Annotated in this window: 26 protein-coding genes and 1 pseudogene; 14 read left to right on the top strand and 13 right to left on the bottom strand. The window is 71.2% G+C overall.

From position 1 onward, the window contains the following. Together ABZT49_RS23900 and ABZT49_RS23905 are read right to left on the bottom strand one after the other, a co-directional pair. Window positions 1-327: pseudogene (locus tag ABZT49_RS23900) on the bottom strand (hypothetical protein); the annotation flags it as partial. A 120-nt stretch (window positions 328-447) separates the two neighbouring features. Further along, window positions 448-1,251 carry a hypothetical protein gene (locus ABZT49_RS23905; RefSeq protein WP_355289622.1) on the bottom strand — a complete coding sequence of 268 codons (804 nt, stop codon included), beginning with the start codon at window positions 1,249-1,251 and terminating at the stop codon, window positions 448-450. A gap of 397 nt (window positions 1,252-1,648) precedes the next feature. On the opposite strand from ABZT49_RS23905, the gene ABZT49_RS23910 reads away from it, so the two are divergent. Both ABZT49_RS23910 and ABZT49_RS23915 read left to right on the top strand, forming a co-directional pair. Beyond that, window positions 1,649-2,575: a lipid kinase gene (locus tag ABZT49_RS23910; RefSeq protein ID WP_355289624.1), complete on the top strand. Its 927-nt coding sequence runs from the start codon at window positions 1,649-1,651 to the stop codon at window positions 2,573-2,575. Between the two features lie 16 nt (window positions 2,576-2,591). After that, on the top strand, window positions 2,592-3,335 hold the full coding sequence (locus ABZT49_RS23915; protein WP_355289625.1) for a TerC family protein: 744 nt from the start codon (window positions 2,592-2,594) through the stop codon (window positions 3,333-3,335). Between the two features lie 95 nt (window positions 3,336-3,430). Here the strand turns inward: ABZT49_RS23915 and ABZT49_RS23920 are convergent, their stop codons facing one another. From ABZT49_RS23920 to hemE, 7 genes are all read right to left on the bottom strand, one after another. Continuing rightward, entirely contained in the window at window positions 3,431-4,579 is a 1,149-nt protein-coding gene (locus tag ABZT49_RS23920) for a HAMP domain-containing sensor histidine kinase (protein WP_355289627.1), read from the bottom strand. Between the two features lie 516 nt (window positions 4,580-5,095). Further along, a complete protein-coding gene (locus tag ABZT49_RS23925; protein ID WP_355289629.1) occupies window positions 5,096-5,266 on the bottom strand; it encodes a hypothetical protein in 171 nt (56 codons plus the stop codon). 166 nt (window positions 5,267-5,432) lie between these two features. Beyond that, window positions 5,433-5,933, bottom strand: a complete 501-nt coding sequence (locus ABZT49_RS23930; RefSeq protein ID WP_355289631.1) for a response regulator — start codon at window positions 5,931-5,933, stop codon at window positions 5,433-5,435. Between the two features lie 67 nt (window positions 5,934-6,000). After that, entirely contained in the window at window positions 6,001-6,768 is a 768-nt protein-coding gene (locus ABZT49_RS23935) for a phosphatase PAP2 family protein (RefSeq protein WP_355289633.1), read from the bottom strand. Beyond that, complete coding sequence (locus tag ABZT49_RS23940) at window positions 6,765-7,628, bottom strand: alpha/beta hydrolase (RefSeq protein ID WP_355289748.1); 864 nt, start codon at window positions 7,626-7,628, stop codon at window positions 6,765-6,767. Before ABZT49_RS23940 ends, ABZT49_RS23935 begins: the two co-directional genes overlap by 4 nt. A 19-nt stretch (window positions 7,629-7,647) precedes the next feature. After that, complete coding sequence (gene hemJ / locus ABZT49_RS23945) at window positions 7,648-8,070, bottom strand: protoporphyrinogen oxidase HemJ (protein ID WP_407943557.1); 423 nt, start codon at window positions 8,068-8,070, stop codon at window positions 7,648-7,650. 220 nt (window positions 8,071-8,290) lie between these two features. Then, a complete protein-coding gene (gene hemE, locus ABZT49_RS23950) occupies window positions 8,291-9,379 on the bottom strand; it encodes a uroporphyrinogen decarboxylase (protein WP_355289635.1) in 1,089 nt (362 codons plus the stop codon). Between the two features lie 616 nt (window positions 9,380-9,995). Here hemE and ABZT49_RS23955 point away from each other — a divergent pair. From ABZT49_RS23955 to ABZT49_RS23985, 7 genes are all read left to right on the top strand, one after another. Beyond that, a complete protein-coding gene (locus tag ABZT49_RS23955) occupies window positions 9,996-10,826 on the top strand; it encodes a pyruvate, water dikinase regulatory protein (protein ID WP_093568700.1) in 831 nt (276 codons plus the stop codon). 4 nt (window positions 10,827-10,830) lie between these two features. Next, window positions 10,831-11,451 (top strand): Maf family nucleotide pyrophosphatase, encoded by a 621-nt coding sequence (locus ABZT49_RS23960; protein ID WP_355289637.1) that lies wholly within the window; start codon window positions 10,831-10,833, stop codon window positions 11,449-11,451. Between the two features lie 252 nt (window positions 11,452-11,703). Continuing rightward, the gene (locus ABZT49_RS23965; RefSeq protein WP_355289639.1) at window positions 11,704-12,567 is read left to right on the top strand and encodes a shikimate dehydrogenase; all 864 of its coding nucleotides are present in this window, start codon (window positions 11,704-11,706) and stop codon (window positions 12,565-12,567) included. Then, window positions 12,564-13,166: a dephospho-CoA kinase gene (gene coaE, locus ABZT49_RS23970; RefSeq protein ID WP_355289641.1), complete on the top strand. Its 603-nt coding sequence runs from the start codon at window positions 12,564-12,566 to the stop codon at window positions 13,164-13,166. The genes ABZT49_RS23965 and coaE overlap by 4 nt, the downstream gene beginning before the upstream one ends. Window positions 13,167-13,216: 50 nt before the next feature. After that, complete coding sequence (gene dnaQ, locus ABZT49_RS23975; protein ID WP_355289643.1) at window positions 13,217-13,930, top strand: DNA polymerase III subunit epsilon; 714 nt, start codon at window positions 13,217-13,219, stop codon at window positions 13,928-13,930. A gap of 57 nt (window positions 13,931-13,987) precedes the next feature. Further along, entirely contained in the window at window positions 13,988-14,317 is a 330-nt protein-coding gene (locus ABZT49_RS23980; protein WP_355289645.1) for a type II toxin-antitoxin system RelE/ParE family toxin, read from the top strand. Further along, window positions 14,314-14,595 (top strand): XRE family transcriptional regulator, encoded by a 282-nt coding sequence (locus tag ABZT49_RS23985; protein ID WP_355289647.1) that lies wholly within the window; start codon window positions 14,314-14,316, stop codon window positions 14,593-14,595. The genes ABZT49_RS23980 and ABZT49_RS23985 overlap by 4 nt, the downstream gene beginning before the upstream one ends. Before the next feature lie 51 nt (window positions 14,596-14,646). Here ABZT49_RS23985 and ABZT49_RS23990 read toward each other — a convergent pair whose 3' ends face one another. Beyond that, window positions 14,647-14,889, bottom strand: a complete 243-nt coding sequence (locus ABZT49_RS23990) for a type II toxin-antitoxin system VapB family antitoxin (RefSeq protein ID WP_355289649.1) — start codon at window positions 14,887-14,889, stop codon at window positions 14,647-14,649. 198 nt (window positions 14,890-15,087) lie between these two features. On the opposite strand from ABZT49_RS23990, the gene ABZT49_RS23995 reads away from it, so the two are divergent. Beyond that, on the top strand, window positions 15,088-15,585 hold the full coding sequence (locus tag ABZT49_RS23995) for a hypothetical protein (protein WP_355289651.1): 498 nt from the start codon (window positions 15,088-15,090) through the stop codon (window positions 15,583-15,585). Window positions 15,586-15,699: 114 nt separating this feature from the next. Here ABZT49_RS23995 and gcvP read toward each other — a convergent pair whose 3' ends face one another. From gcvP to gcvT, 3 genes are all read right to left on the bottom strand, one after another. Then, on the bottom strand, window positions 15,700-18,549 hold the full coding sequence (gcvP, locus tag ABZT49_RS24000; RefSeq protein ID WP_355289653.1) for an aminomethyl-transferring glycine dehydrogenase: 2,850 nt from the start codon (window positions 18,547-18,549) through the stop codon (window positions 15,700-15,702). A gap of 110 nt (window positions 18,550-18,659) precedes the next feature. Then, window positions 18,660-19,022 carry a glycine cleavage system protein GcvH gene (gene gcvH / locus ABZT49_RS24005; protein ID WP_109973570.1) on the bottom strand — a complete coding sequence of 121 codons (363 nt, stop codon included), beginning with the start codon at window positions 19,020-19,022 and terminating at the stop codon, window positions 18,660-18,662. Window positions 19,023-19,039: 17 nt separating this feature from the next. Beyond that, window positions 19,040-20,191 (bottom strand): glycine cleavage system aminomethyltransferase GcvT, encoded by a 1,152-nt coding sequence (gene gcvT, locus ABZT49_RS24010; RefSeq protein ID WP_355289655.1) that lies wholly within the window; start codon window positions 20,189-20,191, stop codon window positions 19,040-19,042. A gap of 385 nt (window positions 20,192-20,576) precedes the next feature. On the opposite strand from gcvT, the gene mdeB reads away from it, so the two are divergent. The 4 genes from mdeB (at window position 20,577) to ABZT49_RS24030 (ending at window position 25,859) form a co-directional block, all read left to right on the top strand. After that, entirely contained in the window at window positions 20,577-23,306 is a 2,730-nt protein-coding gene (gene mdeB, locus ABZT49_RS24015; RefSeq protein WP_355289657.1) for an alpha-ketoglutarate dehydrogenase, read from the top strand. A 180-nt stretch (window positions 23,307-23,486) separates the two neighbouring features. Then, window positions 23,487-24,515 carry a MoxR family ATPase gene (locus ABZT49_RS24020; protein ID WP_355289658.1) on the top strand — a complete coding sequence of 343 codons (1,029 nt, stop codon included), beginning with the start codon at window positions 23,487-23,489 and terminating at the stop codon, window positions 24,513-24,515. 2 nt (window positions 24,516-24,517) lie between these two features. Next, on the top strand, window positions 24,518-25,447 hold the full coding sequence (locus tag ABZT49_RS24025; protein ID WP_407943558.1) for a DUF58 domain-containing protein: 930 nt from the start codon (window positions 24,518-24,520) through the stop codon (window positions 25,445-25,447). Then, window positions 25,434-25,859: a DUF4381 family protein gene (locus ABZT49_RS24030; protein ID WP_355289660.1), complete on the top strand. Its 426-nt coding sequence runs from the start codon at window positions 25,434-25,436 to the stop codon at window positions 25,857-25,859. Before ABZT49_RS24025 ends, ABZT49_RS24030 begins: the two co-directional genes overlap by 14 nt.

The raw sequence follows: 25,859 nt of genomic DNA on the forward strand, positions 1-25,859 counted from the left end.
CTTCACCACGATCCAGTCCCGCGGCGCGTCGCCCGCGGCCGGGGCCGGGGCCGAAGCAGGGGCCGGGGCGGGCGGCTGGAACATCGTTGGATGCTGGCGGCGCAATTCGTCGACGAGGTCGCCGAGCGTCAGGGGCAGGGCCTCGCCGGCGACGCTCCGGGTGCGCGGATTCCCGTCCCGGTCGACGACCTGGTAGCCCGGCGGCACGTCGGAGCGGCGGATCGCGGATTCCACGAGGAGCTCGAGGGTGCGACGGGCCACCGCGACGGGACGCTGCCGGTCGATCTCGGCCCGGATCAGCGCCTGCAACTGCTCACGCGAGGTCATGTCCGCATCGTGTCCCATCGCCCCCGGCCGCGGGGTCTGCCCGAGCCGCCCGCCCCGTGGCGGGCGCTCGCCCTCTTCATGTAGGTCCTGGCGGGCGCCCTGTCACAGGGCGGCCGTCCATCAGCGGCTCGCCACCGCGTCGCGGCGCACCACCCGGCTGTTCTCGGCGATGATGACCGGGCGCGCGCCGGCCAGGCTCACCGCCAGTTCCAGGTCGACGGTGCCCTGCGAGCGCACGCCGCGATCGGGGCTGAAGGCCGAGAAATCGACCGTGGCGCGGACCTGGCACACGGCGAGCCCGGCATTGCAGGCGGTGCGCAGGGAATCCGACCGCGGGCGATAGCGCCGCTCGGGCCAGCGCTGCACGAAGCGGCGCTTCTCGGACATCAGGCTCGCGACGCTCATCGACCGGCCGTGGAAGACGACCTGGCTGCCGTAGAAGCCCGGCGCCGCCGCGAGCGCCGCGCCGTTCGGCCCCGAGATCGACGCGAGGTAGTCGCGGGCGAGGCGCTGCGAGGCCACCGCCCAGTCGCGCATCTGCCCGTCCGAGACGGTGACCGGGGCGGGGGCGGGAATCTGGACCGGGAGCGGGCGCTCGGTCCGGGCGAGGCGCGCGGCGCGACGGGCCGCCGTCGCGGCGTGGATCCCGCTGCGGGCCGGCCTCTGCACCTCCTCCGCGACCCGGCGCGGGGCGCGATGCTGCGCCTTCGGCGCCTCGGCGCGGGGACCCGGAGCGAATTTGGGCGCGGGCGACACGGGGGCGGGGGCCGGCGCAGGGCTCGTCGCGGCGGGAGCTTGCGCAGCCCGGTTGGGCGGATCGACCCAGCCCTGCGCCAGGGCGGCCGGGGACAGGAGGGCGGTCAGGCCGAGGCCGGCGAGGACGGCCGACGGACGGGAGGGCGTGAGCCGGAACGGACGGAGCATGGGGCGGCACCCGGGGGAGGAGCACGATCGGACGAGGATTGCAGGGAAGGGAACGTTCATCGCCGCGGTTACGGTTCCATTGCGGGTCCGGCGCCCTCCCCGCTACCCACGCTCCTCACACCCTCGCCCGGTCCGCAACGCCGCCGATGGGGCGATTCTCGCGTTGGGGAACCCTTGCCAAGCGGGGAGCCCTTGCCAAGCGCGGCCGCGACCCCACCTCAAGGGCTCCCCGGGTCCGGGCCCCTCTGGCGGTTCGAGGCGTCGACCGCGATGTCGGACCCCTTCTCTGCCTTTGTGCTGACGCGGCACGATCGCACTGGAGGGCCCGCAGCCTTGCGCGTCATCCCGACCTCATTCCCGCCGACCTCAGTCCCGACCGTCCACGCCGGAGGCGCCGATGTCCGGCGCTGAGGCGACACGGCGGGCCCTGCTCGTCGTCAACAAGAAGGCCCGCAACGGCGGGCTCGACCTCGATGCCGTGAAGGCCGTGCTGCGCCGCGGCGGCATCGAGCCGGTGGAGCCGCCGCCGGGCGAGACCGACTGCAAGGCGCTGATCCACGCCCATGCGAGCACCTGCGACATGGTGATCCTGGGCGGCGGCGACGGCACCCTCAACGCCGCCGCCCAGGCGCTGACAGAAGCGCAGCTGCCGCTGGGCATCCTACCGCTCGGCACGGCCAACGACCTCGCCCGCAGCCTCGGCCTGCCGGCCGACCCGATCGAGGCGGCGGAGGTGATCGCGACCGTGCCGGCCCGGCCAATCGATCTCGGCTGCGTCAACGGCCACTACTTCTTCAACGTCGCCAGCATCGGCTTCTCGGCCGATCTCGCCGGCGAGCTGACAGCGGACTTGAAGCGCCGCCTCGGCACGATCGGCTACGGCGTCGCGGCGTTCCGGCTGCTGCGCCGGGCGCGGCCGTTCACGGTCTATATCGAGCATGACGGCACGGTGGAGACTGTGCGCACGATCCAGGTCTCGGTCGGCAACGGCCGCCACTACGGCGGCGGCATGACGGTGGAGGAGAACGCCACCGTCGACGACGGCCTGCTCAACTTCTACAGCCTGGAGGTCGCCCATTGGTGGCGGCTGCTCGCCCTGCTGCCGGCCCTGCGCCGGGGCACGCAGGGCAAGGCCGCCGACGTGCGCGCCTTCCAGACCACCGAGGTGATCCTGCGCACCCGCAAGCCGCGGCCGGTCAACACCGACGGCGAGCTGACGACCTACACCCCGGCCCATGTGCGGGTGCTGCCCAAGGCCGTCCAGGTGCACGCCCCCCCGTTCCACGCGCCGGCCCAGACGGGCCGTCCCTCGATCTTCCCTTGAACAGGACCGTTTCGCCGTGGACTCCCTCGTTCAGCTCGCCGCCGACCCGACGGCCTGGGCCGCCCTCGCGACCCTGGTCGTCATGGAGGTCGTGCTTGGCATCGACAACCTGATCTTCATCTCGATCATCACCAACAAGCTGCCGGCCGAGCAGCAGTCGCGGGCCCGGCGCATCGGCATCGGGCTCGCCCTGATCCTGCGCCTCGCGCTGCTCGGCACGGTCGCCTACATCGTCCACCTGACCCAGCCGGTCTTCGAGATCTTCGGCAAGGGCCTGTCCTGGCGCGACATGATCCTGATCGCCGGCGGCCTGTTCCTGCTCTGGAAGGCCACCAAGGAGATCCACCATAGCCTCGATCCCGATCCGGAGGAGAAGGCCGGCGGCGGGGGCGCCTCGCTCGGCTTCGCCGCGGCGATCGGCCAGATCCTGATCCTCGACCTGGTGTTCTCGATCGACAGCATCATCACGGCGGTCGGCATGACCGAGCATGTGCCGATCATGGTGATCGCGGTGGTGGCGGCCGTGACGGTGATGCTCCTCGCCGCCGATCCCCTGTCGCGCTTCATCGCCGCCAACCCGACGGTGGTGATGCTGGCTTTGGGCTTCCTGATCATGATCGGCATGACGCTGATCGCCGAAGGGTTCGGCGCCCACGTGCCGAAGGGCTACATCTACACCGCCATGGCCTTCTCGGCCGGCGTCGAGGTGCTCAACATCCTCGGCCGGCGGGCACGGCAGGCCAAGCGCAAGGCGGCGTGACGGCCGTCGTTTCGATGGTCTGAGGGCAGCGCCCGGTCGCGATGCGGTCGGGCGCTGTTTTCGTTTGGGGGGTTGCTCCCATCCAGCGATAGATTTCATCCCATCCACAACCTCATCCTGAGGTGCGACCGAAGGGAGCCTCGAAGGAGGCCTCCAGAAGTCACCGCGATTACTGGAGGCTTCCTTCGAGGCTCCCTTCGGTCGCACCTCAGGATGAGGTCGTGGGTGGGATGGAAATCTACCAATTCATCAAACAGGATTCTGATACTGACACCCGCCCCTTTCCCGGATCGCCTTCCGCTATCGCTACAGTAGTCCGGGAAAGGGCGGTGGCTGACGAGAAACGATCTGCCTGTTCGGATCGAATCCGGTTTCGACCGATTGTCACTCTGCCCCCGATCGATCCCAAAGCACGCCCCCGGCGCGTCGTCCGCCACCACCCCGATGCGCCAGCCGTGCAGCTCGACGATCCGCCGGCAGATGCTGAGACCCAGACCCACGCCGTTCGGCGCGCGCCCGTTCGGCACCCGGGCGAAGGTCTCGAAGATCGCCTCGTGGAAGGCGGCCGGCACGCCGATACCGGGTTGCGCACCGTGATCCGGCCGGGCTCCGCCGGGCCGGGCCCGGATCTCGATGCGCAACGGCCGCGCCAGTTCGCGGTAGCGGATGCTGTTGGCGATCAGGTTCTGGAACAGGTTGGTGAGGAGCGCCGGGACGCCGTTCACCACGGGCAGCGGCCCGACATCGAGGTCGGCCGCGGCGGCGCCGAGGTCGAGGGCGAGGTTGCGGGTGGCGTCGAGGACGACCCGGCCGAGATCGACGGCCTCGAAGGTGTGGCTCTCGGCGCTGAGCCGCGCGTAGTCGAGGAGCCCTCTGGTCATCCGGTTGAGGCGCGCGGCGCAGCCCTCGATCGTGTCGAGGCTGTCGCCGACGATCGGGTGCAACGGCGCGCGCAGGTCGTGGGCGGCCACGGACGCGAAGTCGCGCAGGTTGCGGTTCATCCGCTCCAGCTCGCGCGAGGCGGCGATGATCTTCTCCTCGAGCAGGCGCTGCCCGCGGCGCTGCTGGAGCACCCAGTGGTCGATCGGCCGGTCGACCTGGTCGACGGTGGTGAGCACCGCGTGCTCGCCCCGCGCCGCCTCCCACGCAATCGCGATGTCGCAGCGCGGCGCGCCCGGCACCATGGCGAGGCGGATGCCGGGCAGCACGATCGGTTCGGGGAGGGTGCGCTGCTGGGCGCGCATATCCTCCTCGAGGCCCGACAGGATCGGTCTGTCGAAGGCGGACCGGTGAGCAGGGCCTTCACCCGCAGCCACAGCCGACGCGGCGAACGGCTCAGGGTTTCGTTGATCTCGTCGGAGAGCTGGCGGAACGCCGCCGCGATCACCGCCGTCACCATGCGCCCGGCGATGGGATAGAGCGTCTCCACCATCAGGTTGCGGGATTCGGCGATCTCGCGCCGGATGCCGGCGACGACGAGCGGGGCGATCACCTCGCTCAGCGCGCGGTGGTTCTCGACCTCGACGACCTTGAGGGCGACCATCAGGCTGTCGGCGACTGCGCGGCAGAACCGGTCCTCGGAGCCGACCCGCCGGTCGAGCCGGGCCAGCTCGGCCTGCAGGCCGGCGAGGTCGCGGTGCTCGTCGCGCAGCAGCAGCCGCTTCAGGTCGCGGAGGGTCGGATCCTCGGCATGATCTCGGGCCGGTTCTTGGGCCAGCTCTTGGGCCGCTGCCGCTCTCATTCCGGACCGGGCCCGCGCCTTACGGGTTGCGGTCGGCCAGGGCGGAGATCTGCCGGCCCATCTCGGTCACGGCACCGCCGATCGCCCGCACGGCGTTGCTCTGCTCCATCCGCAGCGACAGGGCGAGGGCGTCGATCGACTTCTGCATGTCGTTGAAGCGCTGGACCATCCGCTGCTCGAGTTCGGTCATCGACTCGCGCAGATCCTCGACCCGGCGCCCCTGCGAGCGCATCGCGTCGCCGTAGAGGAACTCGCGAACCTTCTCGATCGTATTCGCGGCGTCATTGGAGGCCGGAGCGGGTTCATGATGGTCTGCTCGTTGCCCGACCCGGCCTTGAGGTAGGTGATCTGGCCGTTCATCGGTCGCATCTCTCGGTCTGAACCACGGTGAGGCCGGGCCGCCCGAAGCGGGTCGGCTCGGCGGAGGAGCGGAAGGCGCGCGGGCCGAGCACGCCGAGGATCGCGGCCTCGAAGGCCTCGCCGGTGAGGGTGGCCTTGTCGAGGAAGCGCACGGCCCCGGCGCTCACGCACATCTCGCGCACGTCCGGCATGCTGAGCCCGGTCAGCACGATCGCCGGCAGGCCCGGCAGCCGCGCGTCGAGCTCGGCGAGGAAGCGCAGGCTCGACTCGCAGCCGAGCCAGAAATCGAGGATCGCGAGGTCGATCCGCTCGTGGTCGAGGTGCTCGCGCGCCTCGGCGGTGGAGCGGGCACGCAGCACCCGCATGTCGATCATCCGAAAACCGGCCGCCTGGAGGGCGATCAGCTTGGAGTCGACGTCGTCGTCTTCGAGAAGAAGCGCGTTGATCGGGCGCGCCTGCGCGAGTTCGCAGCCGCCTTCATGTCGGACAGCACGCATGGAATAGTCATCCAACCCGGCCAGCCGGATCACAAGTCTTGAACCCTTGGCTGCTGCGGCTGCGGCCCTAGGGAGACGTAGCCGCGGCCTCACGGGCACAGGCGGCCGGCTCGGGCGCCGGCCCGACTGGTGCGGCGGCGAGTTCCCCCCGGACGCGGTCGAGGTCGGCCCGGAAGCCGGGATCGCCGACGAGGGCGGCGAACAGGGCGCTGCCGGTCAGGCGTCCGGCCTCGACGTCGCTCGCCCAGTGCACCCCGCAGACGATCCGGCTCTCGCCGTAGATCCGGGCGCGGGCGAGGAGCGGCGCGGCGCGCTCCGGCATCAGGGCGGCGAGGACGAGGCCGAAGGTCCAGCCCTCGGTGGCGTGGCCGGACGGGTAGGCGAAGCTCCGGTCCAGGGCCTCGCTGCGGTCGACGCAGAGCGGGGACTCGTTGCCGAGATGCGGCCGGGGACGGGCAAAGCGCGCCTTGGCATTGCGCACCACGACCACCACGTCGCGGCGGGCGCGGGCGAGGAGCGCGGCGAGGGCCGGCATGCCGGCGGGATCGAGCCGCCGGCCGGCGGCGCAGGCGAAATTGTCGAGGAGGGCGCCGACGCCGGAAGGGACGTCGGACGTGGCGAGGGACCAGCGCGGCGAGCCGGCGAGCGCCCGGGTCGCCGCGTAGGTCGCCAGGTCGGAGGCGTGCCCGGCGCTGCCGGGCTTCGGCGGCGGCGGCAGGATCGCCCCCGCATCGAAAGCGCCGTTCGTCAGGTAGGGCCGGGGCGCCGGCTCGGCCGCGGCCGTGCCCGCGGCGAGCGCCAGGGCGAGGGCGAGCGGCGCCCGCAACCGCCTCACGCCTCCGCCGCGAGGATCGCGGCCGCGACCGCCTCGGGGCATTCCTCGTGGGCGGCGAGCGCACCGGGGATCGCGACCCGGCGTACGAGGCCGCTCTCGGCCAGCGCCGTCATCTCGGCGCGGGAGCGGCGCGGCGCGCCCTTGGGCTGCAGCATCGTCACCGGCGGCAGGCCGGGGCCGAACAGGGCGAAGAAGTCCTCGCGGGTCCAGACCGGGTCGAGGCCGCCGGTGACGAAGGCGGCGGTGCCGAAACGGGCCCGGGGCTGATGCGTCACCCGCCGCTTCTCGGCGAGCAGGGCCGGGGTGACGCGGGCCGGATCGGCGTAGACGTGGGCCTGCATCATCCGCGACACGATCGGGGTGCTGACGTTCAGCCGGTAGAGCAGGTTGCCGAGGAGCGGGGCTTCCACCGCCCGGCGCAGGCGGCCGAAGAGCGGCCGGCGCTCCTCGCCCATCGCGGTCGGCAGCGGCCCGCGCCAGGTCGGCGCCACCAGGACGAGGCGCGCGAATGTCTTGGGGTGCCGCGCCGCCGCGGCGACGAGGTAGCCGGCGGCGTGGCCCGCCGCGACCCCGAGGGCGTAGGGCCCGGGCGCCTCGGCCAGCAGGGCGTCGAGAAAGGCGTGCAGCGTATCGGGGCCGAGGTCGACCCGCGCCCTCGGTTGCGCGCCGAAGCCGGGCCAGTCCGGCACCAGGCAGCGGTGACGGGCGGCGAGCCGCGCCGCGAGCGGCCGCATCTCCTCGCGGGTGGAGATCGAGGACAGGGCCGGTAGCAGCAGCGCCGGCGGCCCGTCGCCGATCTGGTCGGCCGGCAGGCTCACCGAGCGCCCGGCCAGGGTGAGGGAGAGGACTTGCGTCTCGATGCCCGCCATCACGTGTCCCTTAGAACGGCTTGACGACCACCAGGATCACGATGGCGATCATCAGGAGCGTCGGCACCTCGTTGAGCACCCGGTAGAATGTCGGGCTGCGGGTGTTCCGATCGGCGGCGAAGTCCTTGACTATCCGCGACAGCCAGCCGTGGATGCCGCTCATCGCCAGCACCAGGGCGACCTTGGCGTGGAGCCAGCCCTGCGTGTAGGCGCCGCTCATCACGGCGAGCGCAATGCCGAAGACCCAGGTGGCGATCATTCCCGGCAGCATGATCGCCTTGGCGAGGCGCCGCTCCATCACCTTGAAGGTTTCGCCCTGGGCCGAGCCCGCCGGCAAAGCGGCGTGATAGACGAACAGCCGCGGCAGGTAGAGCATCGCCGCCATCCAGGCGATGAGCGAGACGATGTGGGCGGCCTTGATCCAGAGATACACGGTGGGATGGTTCCTATGGGGGCATGTTTGATCGTTTAATTCGGATCATCCCACCCACGACCTCATCCTGAGGTGCGACCGAAGGGAGCCTCGAAAGAGGCCTCCAGATGTCTCCGAGCGAGCTGGAGCCCTCCTTCGAGGCCTCCGCTACGCTCCGGCACCTCAGGATGAGGTCGCGGGTGGGAGAGAGCAGGAGCGTGCGTGGTGCGATGCCCTCCCCTCACCCCCGCAGCCGCGCCAGCATCCGCTCGACATGGGCGATCGGCGTCTGCGGGGTGATGCCGTGGCCGAGGTTGAAGATGTGGGGCGTGCCGGCGGTGGCCGCGCGGATCGCGTCCACGGCGGCGTCGAGGGCCGCGCCGCCCTCGATCAGGGTCTCGGGGTGGAGGTTGCCCTGCGTGACCGCCGAGGCCGGCAGGCGGGCGCGCAAGGCCCCCAGATCCACCGCCCAGTCGACCCCGACCGCGTCGGCGCCGGTCTCCGCCGCCACCCGGGCGTGGCCGTCGAGCCCCGAGCCGCGGGCGAACACGATGATCTTGGCGCCCGGCACCCGGGCGCGGATGCCCGACACGATCCGGGCGATCGGCCCAAAGCTCCAGCGCGCCAGCGCGTCGCCGGCCTCAGCCTGAGGCACGTCCGGCAGGGCGCCGGCATGGCTCTCGAAGATCTGCACCGCATCGGCGCCGGCCTCGAACTGGCGCACCAGATACTCGGTCGAGACCGCGACGAGCCGGTCGATCAGGGCGTCGAGGAGGGCCGGGTCGCGGGCGGCGAGCGCCCGGGCCGGCGCGAGGTCGGGCGTGCCGCGCCCGCCGATCATGTAGCTCGCCACCGTCCAGGGCGCGCCGCAGAAGCCGAGCAAGGTCGTCTCGGCCGGCAGCTCCGACCGCAGGCGCCCGACGGTCTCGAAGACGGGCTGCAAGTGGCGCATCACCCGCGGGTCGCCCGCCTCGATCAGCGCGTCGAATTCGGGCCGGCCAGCGAGCGGGTCGAGGCGGGGCCCCTCCCCTTCCACGAAGCGCACGTCCTGGCCGAGTGCGTGGGGCACCACCAGGATGTCGGAGAACAGGATCGCGGCCTCGAAGCCGAAGCGGCGGATCGGCTGCAGGGTGACCTCGGTGGCGAAGTCGGGGTTGTAGCAGAGGTCGAGGAAGGAGCCGGCCTCGGCCCGCACGGCCCGGTATTCCGGCAGGTAGCGCCCGGCCTGGCGCATCATCCAGGCCGGCGGCGGCGACAAGGCCTCGCCGTTCAGTACCCGCAGGAGCGGCCGCTCCGCGCCTGTCCGTCCGGCTCCCGCGGTCCCGCCCATGCCTCAAGCCCCCGAAAACCTTGTTACCGCCACGCCGGCGGCTCGCTTTCCTATGCCGGGAACCGCTCGCGGGCGCCAGCCCGGCGCGTCGTCGCGACCCGCCACGAAGGCCGTCCCCAGCCAGGCCTCTGAAAAGAAAAGAGAGATTCTAGGAATCTGTTTTTTCTATTGGGGGCAGGCGTCGCGGGGCTCCAGCCCCGTCCACAGCCCGTCCCCACCGGCGGTACGTTAAGAGGCCTTTAACAGATTTGCTCCATTGTCGAAGGATCGGAAGAGTCGCGAGGGGCTTAGGTCCCGTCCGACTCGAATCGGCGGTCCCACGTCCCGGATTCTCCCACGGGCGGCCCGTCACGAGTGTTAACGGCCGGCCTGTTGAGGCGGAAGGCCGTTAACCCACAGGCCTTGCGCCTGGACCTCGCGTCATAGGCGCATTATCCACACTCATCGACTCCGCGCGGCCGATCGGTGGACGACAGGCCGGGTGTGGTGCGACGCTCGACCGAGTGTCGCTCCAGGTCTTTGATTGTGCTGCATTTTCTCTCGGCGAACCGGGATCCGCTTCGTCTGGAAAATGCTTGAGCGACCGCCGCGCCCGCGGCGAGCCCGGGGAGCCCGCGTGGTCCGCAGCTACTTCCACCTCCACCTCGTGTCGGATTCCACCGGCGAGACCCTGATCAATGTCGGCCGCGCGGCGGCGGCGCAGTACGAGGGGGTCTCGGCGATCGAGCACGTCTATCCCCTCGTGCGCTCCGGCACCCAGCTCGAACGGGTGATCAACGAGATCGAGCAGGCGCCCGGCATCGTGCTCTACACCCTGGTCGGGCGCGAGCTGACCGAGCGGCTGGAGGAGGCCTGCCGGGCCACCGGCTCGCCGCTGCTCTCGGTGCTGGAGCCGGTACATCAGCTGCTGCAATCCTATCTCGGCACCCACTCCACGGCGCGGCCGGGCGCGCAGCACATGCTGAACGCGGAGTACTTCAAGCGCATCGACGCGATGAACTTCACCCTCGCCCACGACGACGGCAACCTGCCGCACGACCTCAACGAGGCGGACGTGATCCTGCTCGGGGTGAGCCGCACCTCGAAGACGCCGACGGCGATCTACCTCGCCAATCGCGGCCTGAAGACCACCAACATCCCGCTGATCCCCGGCGTGCCGCCGCCGGCGATCCTCGAGACCCTGCGCCAGCCGCTCATCGTCGGGCTGATCGCCTCGCCGGAGCGCATCGTGCAGATCCGCCAGAACCGCCTGCTCAGCCTCAAGGCCGACGATTCCTCGTCCTACGTCGACCGCGACTCGGTGGCGAACGAGATCGCCACCTCGCGCCGGCTCTTCGCCCGCAACCGCTGGCCGGTGATCGACGTGACCCGGCGCTCGATCGAGGAGACGGCGGCGGCGATCGTCGACCTCCACCGTGAGCACCGGCTGAAGTTCATCGCCGACTAGACCCATGCCGCATCCCTCTTCCCTCTGGCGCGGGCCCGCTCCGCTCCTCCTCGCCTCGACCAGCCCGACGCGGCGCATGCTCCTCGACTCCGCCGGGCTCGCCGTGGAGACGCGGGCGCCGGGCGTCGACGAGCGCGCCGTCGAGGCGGAGGCCGCCGGCCTGTCGCCCCAGGACCTCGCCGGGCGCCTGGCCGCCGCCAAGGCGGGCGCGGTCGCCGCCCATGCGCCCGACCGGGTGGTGATCGGGGCCGACCAAGTGCTCGACCTCGACGGCACGGTGTTCCACAAGCCCGCCGACCGGGCCGGCGCCGCCGCCCATCTCGCACGGCTGCAGGGGCGCACCCACGCGCTCCACTCCGCCGTGGCGCTCGCGGTCGACGGCGCGGTGGCTGATCGTTTCGTCGTCACCGCGCGGCTGACGATGCGGCCGTTCGGCGAGGCGGGGATCGCGGCTTACCTCGACGCGGCCGGGCCTACTATTACCGGCAGCGTCGGCGCCTACCAGCTCGAGGGCGTCGGCATCCACCTGTTCGACCGCATCGAGGGCGACCACTCGACCATCCTGGGCCTGCCGCTGCTGCCGCTGCTCGCGCGGTTGCGGGCGCGGGGGCTGCTGGCGTTCTGAGAGCTGTTTCGATAGCCTCCGACCGTACTGACACTCTCCGCGTCATCCCGGGGCCGCGCAGCGGAGCCCGGGATCCAGACACACAGGATGTTCAAGACGAGGTGGACCGCATTCCGCTTCGTTCGGCATCCCCTGTGTGTCTGGATCCCGGGCTCTCGCCTTCGGCGAGCCCCGGGATGACCCTGCGGGGTGGCGACCTGTGCGCCTCTCCTTCTGCTCCGACGGCCTGACCGGCTCCGAGACGACTTCGCGATGACGACCCCGCACCCCAGAGCCTTCGTGGTCGGCCACCCGATCGGCCATTCTCGCTCGCCGCTGATCCACGGCCACTGGCTCGCCGAGCACGGCCTGCCCGGCACCTACGAGCGCATCGACGTCCATCCAGACGCCTTTTCGGACTTCGTCCGCAGCCTCAGGGCCGAGGGCTGGGCGGGGGGCAACGTCACGATCCCGCACAAGGAGGCGGCGTTCCGCCTCGCCGAGGTTCTGACGCCGCGGGCCGAGCGCATCGGCGCCGTCAACACGCTGTGGTTCGAGGACGGGCGCCTGCACGGCGACAACACCGACGCGCCGGGCTTCCTCGCCCATCTCGATGTCAGCCTCGGTGCCGGCTGGCCGGAGGCGACGGGCGTCGCCGACGGGCGCGCCACCCTGGTGCTCGGCGCGGGCGGGGCGGCCCGCGCCATCCTGGTCGGGCTCCTCGAGCGCGGGCTCTCCCGCCTGATCGTGGCGAACCGCAGCGCCGAGCGGGCCGAGAGCCTGACCGCCCTCGATCCCGCCCGGATCACCGCGATCGCCTGGGATGCGGTGCCGGCCCACCTCCCCGCCACCGGGCTCCTCGTCAACACCACGGCCCTCGGCATGGCGGGCCAGGACCCGCTCACCCTCGACCTCGTGCCCCTGCCCGCCGAGGCGGCGGTGGCCGACATCGTCTATGTGCCGCTGGAGACCCCGCTCCTCGCCGCCGCCCGGGCCCGGGGGCTCGCTGGCGTCGATGGGCTCGGCATGCTGCTGCATCAGGCGGTGCCGGGGTTCTCCCGCTGGTTCGGCCGCACGCCCGCGGTGACGCCGGCCCTGCGGGCCCGCATCGTCGCCGATCTCGGGAGTCACGGGTGAGCCGGCCCGTCATTCTCGGCCTCACCGGCTCGATCGGCATGGGCAAGAGCGCGACGGCGGCGATGTTCCGCGCCCGCGGGGTGCCGGTCCACGACGCCGATGCCTGCGTGCACGCGCTCTACGGCCCCGGCGGAGCCGCGGCAGCGGCCATCGGCAAGGCCTTCCCCGGCACGCTCGGCCCCGACGGCGCGGTCGACCGCGGCGCCCTGCGCGCCGCCGTGCTCGGCGATTCCGAGCGCCTGCGCCGCCTCGAATCCCTGGTCCATCCCCTGGTGCGCCAGGCGCGGGACGACTTCCTCGCCACCCACGCCGCGGCGCCCCTCGTCGTCCTCGACGTGCCGCTGCTGTTCGAGACCGGCGGCGAGGCGGGGTGCGACGCCGTCGCGGTGGTCACCGCCCCGCCGGAGGTGCAGCGCGCCCGGGTGCTCGCCCGCCCCGGCATGACCGAGGAGGCCTTCGCGCAGATCCTCGCCAAGCAGATGCCCGACGCCGAGAAGCGCCGCCGCGCCGACCACCTGATCGAGACCGACCGGGGTTTTCCCCATGCCGAGGCGCAGGTCGACGCGGTCATCGCCGCGGTGACGCAGCCGGCCGGTTAACGCTTCCTCGCTACACTGGTCCCAACCGTTCTCTCGAAGGGAGCCGCAGGATGCTGCGCGAGATCGTCCTCGACACCGAGACCACCGGCACCGAGGCCAAGACCGACCGGCTGATCGAGATCGGCGGGATCGAGCTCCTCAACCACATCCCGTCGGGCCGCGAGTTCCACCGCTACGTCAACCCGCAGCGGCCGGTCTCGGAGGGCGCGTTCCGGGTCCACGGCCTCTCCGACGCCTTCCTCGCCGACAAGCCGCTCTTTTCGCAGATCCTGCCCGACTTCCTGGACTTCTGCGGCGACGCGACCCTGGTGATCCACAACGCCGCCTTCGACGTCGGCTTCCTCAACGCCGAGTATGCCCGCCTCGGCGACAAGGCGCCGCCGGCGATCGAGCTCGCCTCCGTCGTCGACACGCTCGCCCTCGCCCGCCGCAAGCATCCGGGCGCGGCCAACAACCTCGACGCCCTGTGCTCGCGCTACGGCATCGACAATTCCCGCCGCACCAAGCACGGCGCGCTCCTCGACGCGCAGATCCTGGCCGAGGTCTATATCGAGCTCCTGGGCGGCAAGCAGACGACGCTCGGGCTGACGGTCGAGGGCCATGCCGGCCCGGCCGGTCCGTCGTTGCGCGCCGCACCGGTCGCGCACGGCCCCCGCCCGACCCGCAGCCGCCTCACCGAGGCCGAACTGGCGGCGCATGCCGCCTTCACGGCGGGGTTGGGGGAGAAGGCGATCTGGCGGGATTACCTGGGCGAGGCGGGGTGAGGATTCTGCGTGGACCAGGTGTCGCGGCCAGCGTGACAAATTTCATCGGTTCGTCGCATGAAGGTACTCACGTTTCACGGCAGCGCCCTCGGCGATCTCCGGGCCTTTCCGCCTGCGGCGCGCCGTGACGCGGGTTATCAACTCGACAAAGTCCAGCACGGGCTGATGCCGAGCGACTGGAAGCCGATGCCCACGATCGGGATCGGCGTGCAGGAAATCAGGATACGGGACGAGTCCGGCGCGTTTCGGGTGATCTATGTCGCCAAGTTCGCCGACGCGGTCCACGTGCTACACTGCTTTCAGAAGAAGACACAGAAGACGAGCACCGCGGATCTGGATCTGGCGGCCAAACGCTATGCCGATCTCGCCAGGGAGCTGGGCCGATGAGCGATGACGGTTTCGCAAGCGTGTGGGATGCCATTGAGGACACGCCCGCGGATGCGCAGACGATGAAGCTGCGTTCCGCCCTGATGATGGCCCTGGATCGACACATCCGGGCGAAGGAGTGGACGCAGGGCGAGGCGGCGCGCCGGCTGGGTGTGACGGAACCGCGCGTCGCGGACCTCCTGCGCGGCAGAATCACCCTGTTTTCACTCGATGATCTCGTCGCTCTGCTGACCGCGGTCGGTTTGCATGTCGAGGTTCGCGTCTCTGATGCGGCCTGATGCAACTCGCTCGCAAGGCCAGCGGTCAGCGCGGAGAAACACTCGCGACCATCACGGATCCCCGTACAGCCCGTCGAGGAAAGCCTTGTCGGCGGGTCGAGGATTCGGGCCGGCTCGTTCCCGGAGTTGACGCGCGAAGGCGATCGACTGGGCCACGAGGTCGAGCTTGTGCTTCTCGCGGTCGATCTCGCCGCGCAGGGCTTGCCGCACCGCCTCGGTCTTGGTGACACGCTTGTGCGATGCCAATTCCTGGGCGAGCGCATCGACCTCCGGATCCTTGACGAAGAGAACCATGTCGATCCCAGATGGATAGGGAGGATGCCCGGTGAGGATATCCAGAGCGGGGCGTCGGGCCAAGCCGGACGGCGAAGGACGAGATCGTCGCTGATGTCCGTGCAACTATCCGGTGAAAGCGGCGCTCCCACCTCGGATCGACCGCCGCGAAACAGCGCAGCGGAGCATCCAGGAGCATCGTCGCGAAGGAAGAGCAGGGTGAGGCGCGCACTGGCGTACGCCCTGGCGGCGGCCGGAGCGCTCCTCCTGATTCTCGCCGGGCTGCCGATCCTCCTCGTGGGATGGATGCTGTGGAGCGACGACCGGGTCGGTGCGTTCCGCGACGCGGCGAATGCGAACCTGCCCGGTCTGAGCGTCACGCTCGAGCGCCGGTTCGCCCATCCCTTCCTGGCGGAATATCACCGCAGCCTGACGGTGACGCAGGCGAATGGCGGTGAGGCCAGGCTCGACATCGGCATGGATACGGGCGGATTGGCCCACGTCCGGGTCTGCCGCTCCGGGACCGGCATCATCCTCGTCCACGACGGGTTGGACACCACCGAGATCGCGACGGGGACGACCGTGCCTTCGCTCGCGCGCCGACCGGCCTTCACGGAGACGTGCCCGGAGTTTCTGGGAGCCTTCGACGTGGATGCGAAGCGCGATCTCGCCTTCATACCGGCGGTGCCGACCCTGAAGGAGAATTATCGGCCCTGATGCCGTCGCGATGCCGGCTCGGCGTGACGACCGGGCGCGTTCGGCCCGGGCATCGTTCCGCTATTCGTCGCCGGAGACGTTCCGGGGGCCCGGAACGTCTTCGAGACGCGATGTCTACTCCGCCGCCTTCATATAGCTCTCCACCGGCGGGCAGGCGCAGACGAGGTTCCGGTCGCCATAGGCGTTGTCCACCCGGTTGACCGGCGGCCAGTACTTATCGACCCGGAAGGCGCCGGCCGGGAAGCAGGCAGCCTCGCGGGAATACGGCCGCTCCCAGGGGCCGATCAGGTCTTCCACCGTGTGGGGCGCGTTCTTGAGCGGGTTGTCGGCCCGGTCCATCCGGCCCTCCTCGATCGCCCGGATCTCGTCCCGGATCGCCAGCATGGCGTCGCAGAAGCGGTCGATCTCGCCCTTGGTCTCGGACTCGGTCGGCTCGATCATCAGGGTGCCGGCCACCGGCCAGCTCATCGTCGGCGGGTGGAAGCCGCAATCGATCAGGCGCTTGGCGATGTCCTCGACGCTGATGCCGGCGCTCTTCATCAGCGGACGGGCGTCGATGATGCATTCATGCGCCACCCTTCCATGGGTGCCGGTGTAGAGCACGTCGTAGGCCCCGGTGAGGCGCTTGGCGATGTAGTTGGCGTTGAGGATCGCGATGCGGGTCGCTTGCGTCAGCCCGCGCCCGCCCATCAGCAGGCAGTAGCTCCACGAGATCGGCAGGATCGCCGCCGAGCCGTAGGGCGCCGCCGAGACCGAGAACTCGCGCCCGTCGGTCTCGACGTGGCCGGGCAGGAACGGGATCAGGTGCGCCTTGACGCCGATCGGCCCCATGCCGGGCCCGCCGCCACCGTGCGGGATGCAGAAGGTCTTGTGCAGGTTGATGTGGCTGACATCGGCCCCGATGTCGCCGGGCCTCGCGAGGCCGACCAGCGCGTTGAGGTTGGCGCCGTCGAGATAGACCTGGCCGCCATGGGCGTGGGTGATGTCGCAGATCTCCCGCACCGCCTCCTCGAACACCCCGTGGGTGGACGGGTAGGTGATCATGCAGGCGGCGAGGTTGTCGCCGTACTTCTCCGCCTTGGCGCGGAGATCGGCCACGTCGACGTTGCCGTTGCGGTCGGCGCCGACCACCACCACGGTCATGCCGCACATCTGCGCCGAGGCCGGATTGGTGCCGTGGGCCGAGGACGGGATCAGGCAGATCGTGCGGTGCCCCTCCCCGCGCGACAGGTGGTAGGCACGGATCGCCAAGAGGCCCGCATACTCGCCCTGCGCGCCGGAATTCGGCTGCATCGAGATCGCCGCGTAGCCGGTGATGTCGGCGAGTTTCTGCGAGAGATCCTGGATCATCTCGGCGTAGCCCTCGGCCTGGTCCTTCGGCGCGAAGGGGTGCAGCTCCGAGAATTCCGGCCACGAGATCGGCAGCATCTCGGCCGTGGCATTGAGCTTCATCGTGCAGGAGCCGAGCGGGATCATCGCCCGGTCGAGGGCGAGGTCCCGGTCGGCGAGGCGGCGCATGTAGCGCGTCATCTCGCTCTCGGCCCGGTTCATGTGGAAGATCGGATGGGTCAGGTACTCGGACGTCCGCATCAGGCTGGCCGGCAGGCGCGGCTCGGGCCAGGATTCGTCATACGTCAGCGCGTCGCCCCCGAAGGCGCGCCACACCGCCTCGATGATGTCGGGCCGGGTGCGCTCGTCGACGGTGATGCCGATGCGGTCGTTGCCGATCTTCCGCAGGTTGATCCCGTTGGCGACGGCGTTCTTCAGGATCACGCCCTGGAACGGCCCGACCGTCACGTTGATCGTGTCGAAGAAGGCGTCCGGATGGGTCTCGAAGCCGAGCTGGTTCAAGCCCGCGGCGAGGCGCGTCGCGTCGCGGTGGATGCGCATCGCGATCGCCTTGAGCCCGCGCGGCCCGTGGAACACCGCGTACATCGAGGCGATGACCGCGAGCAGCACCTGGCTGGTGCAGATGTTCGAGGTCGCCTTCTCGCGCCGGATATGCTGCTCGCGGGTCTGGAGCGAGAGCCGGTAGGCGCGGTTGCCGCGGGAATCGACCGAGACGCCGACGATGCGGCCCGGCAGCGCGCGCTTGTGGGCGTCGCGGGTCGCCATGTAGGCGGCGTGCGGGCCGCCATAGCCCATCGGCACGCCGAAGCGCTGCATCGAGCCGACCGCGATGTCGGCGCCCATCTCGCCCGGAGGCTTGAGCAGGGTGAGCGACAGCGGATCGGCCGCCACCACGGCGATGGCGCCGGCGTCATGGAGCTTGGCGATCACGTCGGTGAAGTCGTGGGCCGCGCCCTCGACGCCCGGATATTGGAAGATCGCGCCGAACACCGCCTTGGGATCGAGGTCGGCAAAGGGGTCGCCGACGACGATCCGCCAGCCGAACGGCTCGGCCCGGGTCTTCAGGACCGCGATGGTCTGCGGCAGGCACTGCGCGTCGACGAAGAAGGTGTCGGGCTTCGCCGTCGCGATCCGGCGCGCCATGCCCATCGCCTCGGCGGCGGCGGTCGCCTCGTCGAGAAGCGAGGCGTTGGCGATGTCGAGCCCGGTCAGGTCGCTGACGCAGGTCTGGAAATTCAGTAGGGCCTCGAGCCGGCCCTGGCTGATCTCGGGCTGGTAGGGCGAGTAGGCCGTGTACCAGGCCGGGTTCTCGAAGATGTTGCGCTGGATCGCCGGCGGCATCGTGGTGCCGTGGTAGCCCTGGCCGATCAGCGAGGTCAGCAGCTTGTTCTTGTTGGCGGTGGCGCGCAGGCGCTCGATCGCCCGCCGCTCCGACAGGGCGGCGCCGAACTCGGTCGCTTCCGTCTGCCGGATCCCCGCCGGCAGGGTCTCGTCGATCAGGGCGTCGAGGCTCTCAGAGCCGACCACCTCCAGCATGCGGGCGATCTCGTCCACCGACGGGCCGATATGGCGGCGGTTGGCGAAGTCGTAGGGATCGTACTTGTCCATCGGCATGGGAGGTTTTGCCCTGATCGGAGCCGCGTGGGGCGGCTCGAAAGCGAGCGGCGGAGCTCATCGGAGCTCCGCCCGTCGAGAGTGTCAGCTTGGGATGTCGGCCCGGGACATCAACCGACGAAGGCGCGGTAGGCCGCCTCGTCCATCAGCCCGTCGAGCTGGGACGGATCCGAGAGGCGCACGCGGTAGAGCCAGCCCTCACCCTGCGGATCGGTGCCGACGCTCTCCGGGCTTGCCACCGCGGCTTCGTTGACCTCGGTCACCTCGCCGTCGACCGGCGCGTAGACGTCGGAGGCGGCCTTCACCGATTCCACCACCGCGGCGGCGGCGCCCTTGGTTAGCGTGGCGCCGACCTTCGGCAACTCGACGAAGACGAGGTCGCCGAGCTGCTCGGCGGCATGGTCGGTGATCCCCACCGTCGCCACGTCGCCCTCCAGGCGCAGCCACTCGTGCTCGTCGGTATATTTCAGCATGTTGACGCTCTCCCGTATCAGGAACGCTTGAAGCCGGCGGGGCGGAACGGCAGCGGCACCACCGCGCAGGGCAGGCGCTGGCCGCGCACCTCGGCGAAGACTTGGGTGCCCGGCACCGCGAGCGCGCGCGGCACCATCCCCATGGCGATCGGCCCCTCCAGGCTCGGCCCGAAGCCGCCGGAGGTCACCCGGCCGACCGCCTCGGACCCGTCGGCGGAGCCGTAGAGGGCGGCGCCCGCCCGCACCGGGGTGCGCCCCTCCGGCCGCAGGCCGACCCGCAGGCGCGCCGGGCCGTCGGCCAGTTCGGCCAGAATGCGCTCGGCGCCGGGGAAGCCGCCGGCCCGGGCGCCGCCGCGGCGGCGCACCTTCGGGATCGCGAAGGACAGGCCGGCCTCGACCGGCGAGGTCTCGTGGTCGATGTCCGAGCCGTGCAGGCACAGGCCCGCTTCGAGACGCAACGAGTCGCGGGCGCCGAGGCCGATCGGCTTGACCTCGGGATCGGCGAGCAGCGCGCGGGCGAGCGCCACGGCGGACTCGGCGGGCAGCGCGATCTCGAACCCGTCCTCGCCGGTATAGCCGGAGCGCACCACGACGCCGTCCTCGCCCCGGAACGCGACTGGGCGCGCATCCATGAAGCGCATCTCGGCGACGACGGGCAGGTGGCGGGCGAGCGCCGCTTCCGCCCCCGGGCCCTGGAGCGCGATCAGCGCCCGGTCGCTCGGCTCGACGCTGCATTCGGTACCGATCGCATCGAGCAGGTGGGCGAGCCCGGCGGCCTTGTTGGCGGCGTTGACGATCAGCAGGTAGTGGTCGCCCAAGTTGGCGAGCATCAGGTCGTCGAGGATGCCGCCGCCCTGCGTGGTCAGGAAGCCGTAGCGCTGGCGCCCGGCGCCCAAGCCCACCACGTCGATCGGCAGCACCGTCTCCAGGGCGCGGGCGGCGTCGCCGAGATCGTCGGAGCGGGCCCGCACGGCGATCTGGCCCATATGAGAGACGTCGAACAGCCCGGCCGCCTTGCGGGTGTGCAGGTGCTCCTTGAGCAGCCCGAGCGGGTATTGCAGCGGCATCATGTAGCCGGCGAACGGCACCATCCGGGCGCCGACCTCCTGGTGCAGCGCGTGCAGGGGAGTCTGGAGCAGGCTGAGGCCGGAGGCCGTGTCGGCAGTCATCGTCTGCGGTGTCCCGAGGCATGCGCGGGCACGGATGGGCCAGCAACCCCGCATCCCCGGCCGACGCGGTCTCGACGAGGGGAGAGCGATGGGGAGGCCGGCCCCGCACGGCCCGACTCGCGCGGGACCTTAGGACAAAGGTGCCATTGACGCTACCCGCCGGGCGTTGCCGAGCGCGCGATGCCAAGGAGTCGGATCTTCCGGCGCAACCGGTAGCCGGCTGCCGAACGGTGCCGCTTCACTTCCCGTCTTGCGGCAAGATCGACCGCTTATGACCAATCCTGAGAAAATGTTTTGCGTTGACACCCGAACCAGCGGCAAACGAAGCAGCTTCTGCCGCGACCGGGGAATTATCCTGGCGCCATCTTTCGGGAGGATGAAGGCCATGAGCGCGAGCGCCAAGCCGGTCAACGAGAACGAGCGCACCAGCAACCAGGCCGGTGGTCAAGCGATCCTGGGTCCGCGCGGCGTGGCGGATCCGGATCCGGCCGAGACCGCGGACTGGCTCGCCTCGCTCGAATCGGTCCTTCGCCACGGCGGCGCGGCCCGGGCCCGCTTCCTGCTCGACCGGCTGGAGCAGAAGGCGCGGGAGATCGGCGTCGTCGAGGAGGCGCCGCCCTACTCGCCCTACCGCAATACCATCCCGCTGGAGAAGCAGCCGCCCTATCCAGGCGACCTCGCGGTCGAGGAGCGCCTCACCTCGATCATGCGTTGGAACGCCCTCGCGATGGTGGTACGGGCCAACATGGCCTATGGCGAGCTCGGCGGCCACGTCGCCTCCTACGCCTCGGCCGCCGAGATCTTCGAGCTCGGCTTCAACCACTTCTTCCAGGCCGGCGACGCCTCGGGTGCGGGCGCCGACCTCGTGTTCTTCCAGCCGCATTCGGCGCCCGGGGTCTATGCCCGCGCCTTCCTGGAGGGGCGGCTCTCCGAGACCAACCTGAAGCATTACCGCCAGGAGATCGCCGGCGAGGGCCTGTGCTCCTATCCCCATCCCTGGCTGATGCCCGAATTCTGGCAGGTGCCGACCGGCTCGATGGGCATCGGGCCGATGAACGCGATCTACCAGGCGCGCTTCATGCGCTACCTGAGCGACCGGGGGCTCGCCGACACCGCCGGCCAGCACGTCTGGGGCGTGTTCGGCGACGGCGAGATGGACGAGCCGGAATCGATCGGCGCCCTGACGCTGGCGGCCCGCGAAAAACTCGACAACGTCACCTTCGTCATCAACTGCAACCTGCAGCGCCTCGACGGGCCGGTGCGCGGCAACGGCCAGATCATCCAGGAGCTGGAGAGCGTCTTTCGCGGTGCCGGCTGGAACGTCGTCAAGGTGCTGTGGGGCTCGGAATGGGACGCGATCTTCGCCCGCGACACCAACCACGCCCTCTTGCGCCGCTTCGCCGCCACGGTCGACGGCAAGTACCAGACGCTGGGTGCCAAGGACGGCGCCTACAACCTCGCCCACTTCTTCGGCGAAGATGAGGAGGTGAAGGCGCTCGTCTCCCACATGTCGGACGGCGACGTCGACAAGCTCAAGCGCGGCGGCCACGATTTCCGCAAGCTCTACGCGGCCTTCGCGGCGGCCAAGGCCGCTAAGGGCCGCCCGACCGTGATCCTGGCCAAGACCAAGAAGGGCTACGGCATGGGCGGCGCGGGTGAATCGCGCATGACCGCCCACCAGGCGAAGAAGCTCGATACCGATGCGCTGAAGGCCTTCCGGGACCGCTTCGCCCTGCCGCTCACCGATGCGCAGGTCGAGGGGCTGGAATTCTACAAGCCCGACGAGAACAGCCGCGAGTTGCGCTACCTGCGCGAGCGGCGCGAGAAACTCGGCGGCTTCCTGCCCAGGCGCCGGCGCACCGCCGCCCACGTCGTGGTGCCGGACCTCTCCACCTACGCCGGCTTCGCGCTCGAGGCCGACGGCAAGGAAATGTCGACGACCACCGCGGCGGTGCGGCTGTTCAGCAGCCTGATCAAGCACAAGGAGCTCGGGCCCCGTGTCGTGCCGATCGTCGCCGACGAGGCGCGCACCTTCGGCATGGCCAACCTCTTTCGGCAGGTCGGCATCTACTCGCCGCTCGGCCAGCTCTACGAGCCGGAGGATGCCGGCTCGATGCTCTACTACAAGGAGTCGCGCGACGGGCAGCTTCTGGAGGAGGGCATCACCGAGGCCGGGGCGATCTCGTCCTGGGCCGCGGCCGCGACCTCTTACAGCGTCCACGGCCTCGCGATGCTGCCGTTCTATATCTACTACTCGATGTTCGGCTTCCAGCGCGTCGGCGACCTGATCTGGGCGGCGGCCGACCAGCGCGCCCGCGGCTTCCTGATCGGCGCCACGGCCGGCCGCACCACCCTTGGCGGCGAGGGCCTGCAGCACCAGGACGGATCGAGCCACCTCGTCGCCGCGACGATCCCGAACTGTCGCGCCTATGACCCGGCCTTCGCCTACGAGATGGCGGTGATCCTCGATCACGGCGCTCGCGACATGATGGAGCGCGACGTCGACGCGTTCTACTACGTCACGGCGATGAACGAGAACTACGCCCAGCCGTCGATGCCCGACGGCGTGCGCGACGGGATCATCCGTGGGATGTATCGTTTCGCCGGCTACGGAAATGGTGAGCCGGCTATTCGACTGCTGGGCTCGGGAGCGATCCTGCCGGAGGTCATCGCTGCGGCCAAGATCCTCGTCGAGGAATGGGGCATCGCCAGCGAGGTCCACAGCGTCACGAGCTTCAGCGAACTCGCCCGCGAGGCTCGCGAGGTCGAGCGCGCGAACCGGCTGAACCCGGGCCTGCCGCAAAAGCGCAGCCTCGTCGAGGAGTCGCTGCCCGGCTCCGCCCCGGTCGTCGCCGCCACCGACTACGTCCGCGCCTACCCGCAGCTGATCGCGACCGCGATCCAGGCCCGCTACGTCACGCTCGGCACCGACGGTTTCGGCCGCAGCGACACCCGCAGCGCTTTGCGCGCCTTCTTCGAGGTCGACCGGCACCACGTCGCGGTGGCGGCGCTCGCGGCGCTCGCCGATGAGGGCAGCTTCGACCGGGCGAAGGTGGCGGAGGCGGTGGCCCGCTACGGCCTCGGCCCGAACCGGCCGGCGCCCTGGACGGTGTGAGAGGCCCGATCGACCACGGGAGGGTGCCGTTCGGGGCGCCCTCCCTGGGTATCCCGCCCTTCGCCGCGGACTTAAGCACGAACCTCCCACCCGCCTCACGGGATTGACGCCCCGGGCAAGACGCGGCCTGATCCCCCTCAATGCCGGCACGAAGCACCGGCTCCGAGGGAGAGGCACCGGATGGCGCGAGGCGCTGAGCAGGCCGTGGCGCTGAGCGTCGCGAGGACCGGCCTCGACGGACCCGCGCCCGACGATCCCGTGCGCGCGCGGCTCGACGCCCTGCGCACCGGCCTGGAGGCGGGGCTGATCGGGTCGTCCGGCCTCGTCGAGCGGCTCCTGATCGGGCTTCTCACCGGCGGGCACCTGCTGATCGAGGGGGCGCCGGGCCTCGCCAAGACCCGTGCGGTCAAGCGCCTCGCCGACGGGCTCGACACGGGCTTCGCCCGCATCCAGTGTACCCCCGACCTGATGCCCGCCGACCTCACCGGCACCAATGTCTGGCGGCCCGACGGCGGCCGGTTCGAGTTCCTGGCCGGTCCCCTGTTCCACTCCCTGGTGCTGGTCGACGAGATCAACCGGGCGCCGCCCAAGGTGCAATCGGCGCTGCTCGAGGCCATGGCCGAGCAGCAGATCACGGTGGCGGGCACCACCCATCCCCTGCCCGATCCCTTCATGGTGGTGGCGACCCAGAACCCGATCGAGCATGCCGGCACCTTCCCGCTGCCGGAGGCGCAGCTCGACCGATTCCTGCTCCACGTCGTGGTCGAGATGCCGGACGAGGCGTCCGAACGCCGCATCCTCGATCTCGTCGAGGGCGAGATGACCGAAGCCGTCGCCCCGATGCCGGTGCGCCTCACGGCCGAGGAGCTGCGGACTGCCCGCGCCGCGGCGCTCAAGACTCATGTCTCCCCGGCGCTCAAGGACTTTCTGGTCCGTCTCGTCGCCGCCACCCGCGGCGGGCCGGCGGCGCCGGATTTGCGGGCTGCCATCGAGCACCCGGTCTCGCCCCGCGGCACCCTGGCGCTCATGCTCGCCGGCAAGGCCCGGGCCTACCTGCACGGGCGCGACCACGTCGTGCCGGACGACGTCGCGGCGCTCGCCGGCGATGCCCTGGCGCATCGCCTCGCCCTGACCTGGCGCGCCGCCGCGGAAGGGCAGACCGCCCGCGCCCTGGTCGCCGGCCTGCTCGACCGGGTGCACCCGCTCTGAGGATGCTCGCCACCGTGGCACGGCCGCTCTCCGAGTCCGATCCGTTCGCCCAGCCCGGCATCGCCCTCGAGGCCGGTACGCTCATGGGCCTGCGCCACCTCGCCCGCCGCGGAAACGGTGCGACGACGCGGGGCCGGTCGGGGCTGCCGGGCGGCCTCGTCACGCGCCGGCGCGGGCGCGGTACCGAGCCCGATGACGTGCGGCCCTGGGCCGAGGGCGACGACGTGCGCCACATCGACCGCAACGCCACCGCCCGCACCGGTACGCTGCACGTGCGCACCCACCACGAGGAGCGAGACCGCGCGGTGGTGCTGCTGGCCGATTTCCGGCCCTCGATGCTGGTCGGCACCCGCCGCTCCTTACGCTCGGTCGCGGCCGCGGAGGCCCTGGTGCTGCTCGGCTGGCGCATCGCCGGTGATGGCGGCCGGGTCGGGCTCTGCGTCGCGGGCGCGGAGCCGGTGGCGCTGCCGCCCCGAGGCGGCGGGAGGGGGATGGCGGCCCTGTGCCAGGGCCTCGCCCGGGGGCATGCGGGCGCCCTCGCGGCCCCCCTTCATGCCGATCCGCCCCTGAGCCCGGTCCTGGAGCGGGCGCGGGCGCTGCTGCCGGCGGGCGGGCACCTGGTGCTGGCGAGCGCCCTCGATTCACCCGGCGACGGCTTTTCGGACACCCTCGCGGCGCTCGCCGAGCGGATCTCCGTGAGCCTGATCCTGGTGAGCGACGCCTTCGAGCGCATCGCCCCGCCCGGCCTCTACCCCTACGCCGCGCCGGACGGCCGCCGCAGGACCGCCAGGATCTCCGGACGAGGGCGGCCGGCGCCGGAGGACCGCCTCGCGGCCTATGCCCGCCTCGGCCTCGCCTGTCTCCGCCTCGACACCGAGACGGGCCCCGAAGGCTTCGCCCCGCTGATGGAGCGGCTCGATGCCGTGCTGTGAGGCCGCGCTCTCAAGCCTGCGCGGCCTGCACGCCCCGCCCGATCCGGGGCTGGTCCGGCCCGAGGTGCTGACCGCCATCGCCCTCGGCCTGGCGCTCGCCGGCCTCGCGGCCTGGCTCCGGCCGCGCTGGGGCGCCCGCCCGATCCGCCGGGCGGCGCTCGCCGAACTCGCCGCCGCCCGCGCCCTGCCGCTCCCTGAGCGCCGCGTGGCGCTGGCGCGGTTGAGCCGGCGGCTCGCCCGCAGCCTCGGGGTCGAGGGACCGGCGGGGCTCGACGCGCGCTTCCGCACCGACTTCTTCGGGAGCGGGCCCGGCCGGGCGCTGACCGACGACCTCTACGCCCCGGGCCCCGCCCCCGATCTCGCCGCGGCGGAGGCCGGCCTCGCCCGCCTCCTCGCGCGCCTGCGGGCTTGA

This window comes from Methylobacterium sp. EM32 (genome assembly GCF_040593685.1).
Taxonomy (GTDB): Bacteria; Pseudomonadota; Alphaproteobacteria; order Rhizobiales; family Beijerinckiaceae; genus Methylobacterium.

Bases quoted from the DNA above. Each gene is read 5' to 3' on its own strand.
- ABZT49_RS23905 (WP_355289622.1), bottom strand. From the start codon at position 1,251: ATGCTCCGTCCGTTCCGGCTCACGCCCTCCCGTCCGTCGGCCGTCCTC.
- ABZT49_RS23910 (WP_355289624.1), top strand. From the start codon at position 1,649: ATGTCCGGCGCTGAGGCGACACGGCGGGCCCTGCTCGTCGTCAACAAG.
- ABZT49_RS23920 (WP_355289627.1), bottom strand. From the start codon at position 4,579: ATGCGCGCCCAGCAGCGCACCCTCCCCGAACCGATCGTGCTGCCCGGC.
- ABZT49_RS23925 (WP_355289629.1), bottom strand. From the start codon at position 5,266: ATGACCGAACTCGAGCAGCGGATGGTCCAGCGCTTCAACGACATGCAG.
- ABZT49_RS23930 (WP_355289631.1), bottom strand. From the start codon at position 5,933: ATGCGTGCTGTCCGACATGAAGGCGGCTGCGAACTCGCGCAGGCGCGC.
- hemE (WP_355289635.1), bottom strand. From the start codon at position 9,379: ATGGGCGGGACCGCGGGAGCCGGACGGACAGGCGCGGAGCGGCCGCTC.
- ABZT49_RS23960 (WP_355289637.1), top strand. From the start codon at position 10,831: ATGCCGCATCCCTCTTCCCTCTGGCGCGGGCCCGCTCCGCTCCTCCTC.
- ABZT49_RS23965 (WP_355289639.1), top strand. From the start codon at position 11,704: ATGACGACCCCGCACCCCAGAGCCTTCGTGGTCGGCCACCCGATCGGC.
- dnaQ (WP_355289643.1), top strand. From the start codon at position 13,217: ATGCTGCGCGAGATCGTCCTCGACACCGAGACCACCGGCACCGAGGCC.
- ABZT49_RS23980 (WP_355289645.1), top strand. From the start codon at position 13,988: ATGAAGGTACTCACGTTTCACGGCAGCGCCCTCGGCGATCTCCGGGCC.
- ABZT49_RS23985 (WP_355289647.1), top strand. From the start codon at position 14,314: ATGAGCGATGACGGTTTCGCAAGCGTGTGGGATGCCATTGAGGACACG.
- ABZT49_RS23990 (WP_355289649.1), bottom strand. From the start codon at position 14,889: ATGGTTCTCTTCGTCAAGGATCCGGAGGTCGATGCGCTCGCCCAGGAA.
- gcvP (WP_355289653.1), bottom strand. From the start codon at position 18,549: ATGCCGATGGACAAGTACGATCCCTACGACTTCGCCAACCGCCGCCAT.
- gcvH (WP_109973570.1), bottom strand. From the start codon at position 19,022: ATGCTGAAATATACCGACGAGCACGAGTGGCTGCGCCTGGAGGGCGAC.
- gcvT (WP_355289655.1), bottom strand. From the start codon at position 20,191: ATGACTGCCGACACGGCCTCCGGCCTCAGCCTGCTCCAGACTCCCCTG.
- mdeB (WP_355289657.1), top strand. From the start codon at position 20,577: ATGAGCGCGAGCGCCAAGCCGGTCAACGAGAACGAGCGCACCAGCAAC.
- ABZT49_RS24020 (WP_355289658.1), top strand. From the start codon at position 23,487: ATGGCGCGAGGCGCTGAGCAGGCCGTGGCGCTGAGCGTCGCGAGGACC.
- ABZT49_RS24025 (WP_407943558.1), top strand. From the start codon at position 24,518: ATGCTCGCCACCGTGGCACGGCCGCTCTCCGAGTCCGATCCGTTCGCC.
- ABZT49_RS24030 (WP_355289660.1), top strand. From the start codon at position 25,434: ATGCCGTGCTGTGAGGCCGCGCTCTCAAGCCTGCGCGGCCTGCACGCC.